Here is a 3,531-nt window from a genome sequence, read left to right on the forward strand (position 1 = left end):
GCTGGGGGGTGCCGCTCATCGACGGCGGCACCGTCCGCCTGCCGCGGCTCATCGGCGAGAGCCGCGCGATGGACCTCGTCCTCACCGGGCGGCCCGTCGACGCCGACGAAGCGCTGAGCATGGGGCTGATCAACCGGAAGGTCGCGGCGGGGGAGGCGCTCACCGCGGCCCGGCAACTGGCCGCCGAGATCGCCGGCCTGCCCCAGGTGTGCCTGCGGCAGGACCGGCTGTCGCTGCTCGAGCAGTCCGGGCTCACCGAGGAGCAGGCGCTGCTGAACGAATTCCGGCACGGCGCAATCTCTCTGGCCCACGGAACGGTCGAGGGCGCCGCACGCTTCGCCGCCGGGGCGGGCAGGCACGGTGATGCCGCCCCCGTGAGTACTTCTTAACCGCCCGTGGTTAACAAGTACTCACGGGCGGTGTGGGTCGCATACCTGCTCGCGCTGGCCGTCACGATCTTCACGGTGGGGCTGCCCACCGACCGTATCTATCAGGCGACGTGGATCGTCGCGGGCCTGATCGCGTTCACGATCGACCGGCCGTGGCGGGACCACGTGCGGGTCGTGTGGGACTGGTTGCCGCTCATCGCTGCCCTCGTCGTCTACGACCTCAGCCGGGGTGTCGCCCACCACCTCGGGATGCCTGTGCGGGCGCAGGAACTGGTGACCGTGGAGAGCTGGCTCTTCGGCGGCACGATCCCCACCGTGTGGTTGCAGGAGACTCTGCTGCCTCCGACGGGTGAGCTGCCGTGGTGGACGCTGCTCACGGGGATCGTCTACACCAGCCACTTCCTCGTGCCGTGGGTGCTCGCGGCCGTCTTCTACGTGTACTCGCGCGACGTGTGGTCGGGGTACATGCGTCGGGTGCTGCTGTTGTCGTACCTCGGGCTGGTCACGTACATCCTGCTGCCGTCCGCGCCGCCGTGGCTGGCCGCCGAGGGGGACGTGATCTCCGGCAGCGTGGGTCGTGTCGCGGGTTTCGGATTCGGTGTCGTCCCGACGGATGTCAGCACGCGGTGGCTGGAGGCGCAGAGCAATCCGGTCGCCGCGCTGCCGTCGCTGCACGCCGCGTTCGCGCTGCTGGTGGCGGTCGCGTTGTGGCCGTTCGCGAAGAATCTGTGGGCGCGCGCGCTGCTGGCCGCGTACCCGGTCGCCATGGCGTTCGTCCTGGTCTACGGCGGCGAGCACTACGTGGTGGACGTGCTGGCGGGATGGGCGTATCTGGGACTGGCGATCCTCCTGGCGCGGGCGTGGGAATCCCACACGACGACGTTGCCCGGCCGAGATCTCACCGTCGGCCACCCGAGGCGTCGCTGGTGACCGACACCTCGTCGAGCGTGGCGCGGAGGAACGGCAGGATGCGCTTGACGATCGCCTCGTTGTACGCGACCGGTTGCTGGTTCGGGTTCGCGTGGCCGGTTCCGTCGAGCTTTGCCACCAGCAGTGCGCCGTCGGTCCCGCCGGACTGTTCGACGAGGATCTTCTGCGTGTAGTCGACGTCGACCACCGGATCCCTCCAGCCCGCGCGGGGACGCACGAAGACGATCCCCGGTCGCGGTTTGTCGTCCGATTCCACCGCCAGCGACTTCAGATTGTCGATGGCGCCGGACGCGACGATCGTCTTGAACTGCGATTCGATCAGCCCGTTGCTCGCGACGTCCTCCGACAGGACCTTCTCGGTGAGGACCTCGTCGAGGACGTCGCGGAATTCGTCGACGTCGACGTGTGGATACCAGTCCGACTTCGTGTCCAGGAATCTGCTCTGCCGGGCCGCGGTCTCCACCAGCACGCGCATCGTCCGGCTCTCCCGCGCGCCGGGCAGCCAGCCGATCCACCGCAGCATGTCCTCGCCACTGTCCCGGCTCCCGGCCCGGACGGCGTGCAGGTCCACCGGCGTGCAGTCGAGCACCACGCCGATGAGGTTGGCCGTCGGTGTCCTCGTAGATGTGCTGCGCCACCTCCAGTGCGACGACGCCGCCCATGCTGTGTCCGGACAGGACGACGTTGTCGATCCCTTCGTCGGCGGCGCGGGCGGCGATCAGTTCGCTGATCACCTTGGTGTCGATGCCGCCGTTGTCGTACTGGACCGCCCAGACCCGCCCGATGCGGTCGAACGAGGACAGCGTCCTGGCCGTGTCGGTGGCGTCCTTGTTGCCGAGGCCGACGAGGTCGACGACGGCGGTGTCGTGGTCGGTGGGCGACTGCGCGTCGTACACCTCGTGGATCTGCGGCTGGGTCAGTGCGAGCCGCTGGCGTTCGGGTTGGACGTCGTGGACCCAGTACTGGCCGCCGGCGAGGAGCAGGGGAACGGTGCCGAGCGCGACGGCGGCGAGGAAGCGCCTGGTGCGGCCGAATTTCTGCCATCGGTGACCGAGCCGCGTCGCGTGCAGTCGCGCCTTGCGGCGGTCGTCGCTCCAGTCGGCCACGGTGGACGGATGGCGTGTGATTCTCTCCGACATCTACTCCGAGGGTACGCGTGGCGGCTCCGCCGCCCGTGAGTACTTGTTAACCGCCCGACGTTGACAAGTACTCACGGCGGAAGCGGCTGGAATCCGGGCAGAGCTCGGCGACCGGCGCGACGTCGGCTGCGTAGTCGACGTCGCGGAGCGTCGGCAGCGACAGCACCTCGGCGCCGGCGGCAAGCAGCGCCGCCCGGGTGAGGTGCCCGGTGTCCGGACGGGACGTGGGAACAGGAAGTATCGCCCGGGCCGAAGCCGCGTCGGGCACGCCGAGGATCCACCACCCGCCGTCCTCCGCGAGCCCGAGGGCGCATCGGCCCCGACGCTCGGTGAGGAGGTCCGCCGAGTCGACGAGCAATCCTGCCGTCACTTGTGGTGTGTCCATTCCGATCTGGAGAATCGGCAGCCCGAAACGGCCGAACGTGTCGGCGTGGGCGTTCACCAACCGCTCCGCGAAACTGTCACCCCGCTGCGGAACCACGGTGAACCTGCTCAACGTCGCGGCGATGTCGCCGCCCCGGACCGCGCGGCCGAGGTCGCCGGTCATCGCCACCACCCGCTGCGCCACCCCGGCAGCGGCGACGGCGTCGAGCGTGTCCAACAGTGACGCGGCGGCGAGGCCGGCGGCCCTGGCATCGCCGACGTCCCGAGCCAGCCGGGTCTTCGCGAAGCCGGGCACCGGAGCCTTCGCGACCACGAGGACTGTGACGTCGAGGGTCACCCGATCACCTTCCAGAAGTCGTGGACGGCGACGACGGTGCCCTTCAACGAACCCGACACCTTCGACGTGCCCGCGGTGCGCGGGCGATACGTGACGTCCCGCTCCACGACCCGCCAGTGGGCGCGGCCCGCGAGAACGAGGAGCTGCAGCGGGTAGCCGGACCTGCGGTCGTCGACCACCAGATCGAGAAGGTCCTGCCTACGTACGGCTCTCATCGCGCCGAGGTCGTGGATCGGCAGCCCGTACCGGCGCCGGAGCCGTGCGGCGAGGACGGCGTTGCCGACCCTGCTGTGCAGCGGCCACGTTCCCCGTCGCCGCCCCACGGCGAGGTCGGCGCCCGAGTCCAGGGCGG

General features: G+C 70.0%; 3 protein-coding genes and 2 pseudogenes. 2 read left to right on the plus strand and 3 right to left on the minus strand.

All coding sequences use genetic code 11. From position 1 onward, the window contains the following. On the plus strand, positions 1 to 389 hold a 389-nt coding region (locus ACFTZB_RS44175), incomplete at its 5' end, for an enoyl-CoA hydratase-related protein (protein ID WP_378442125.1). Positions 390 to 419: 30 nt separating this feature from the next. Beyond that, complete coding sequence (locus tag ACFTZB_RS44180; RefSeq protein WP_378442127.1) at positions 420 to 1,319, plus strand: phosphatase PAP2 family protein; 900 nt, start codon at positions 420 to 422, stop codon at positions 1,317 to 1,319. Here ACFTZB_RS44180 and ACFTZB_RS44185 read toward each other — a convergent pair. The 3 genes and pseudogenes from ACFTZB_RS44185 to ACFTZB_RS44195 form a co-directional block, all read right to left on the minus strand. Beyond that, positions 1,288 to 2,458: pseudogene (locus ACFTZB_RS44185) on the minus strand (alpha/beta fold hydrolase). The gene ACFTZB_RS44180 and the pseudogene ACFTZB_RS44185 sit on opposite strands and share 32 nt — an antisense overlap. A gap of 46 nt (positions 2,459 to 2,504) precedes the next feature. Further along, complete coding sequence (locus ACFTZB_RS44190) at positions 2,505 to 3,179, minus strand: DUF2064 domain-containing protein (RefSeq protein WP_378442129.1); 675 nt, start codon at positions 3,177 to 3,179, stop codon at positions 2,505 to 2,507. Next, positions 3,176 to 3,531, minus strand: a pseudogene (locus ACFTZB_RS44195) (glycosyltransferase); the annotation flags it as partial. The gene ACFTZB_RS44190 and the pseudogene ACFTZB_RS44195, both read right to left, overlap by 4 nt.

The organism is Rhodococcus sp. NPDC057014 (genome assembly GCF_042673295.1).
Classification (GTDB): Bacteria; Actinomycetota; Actinomycetes; order Mycobacteriales; family Mycobacteriaceae; genus Rhodococcus_F.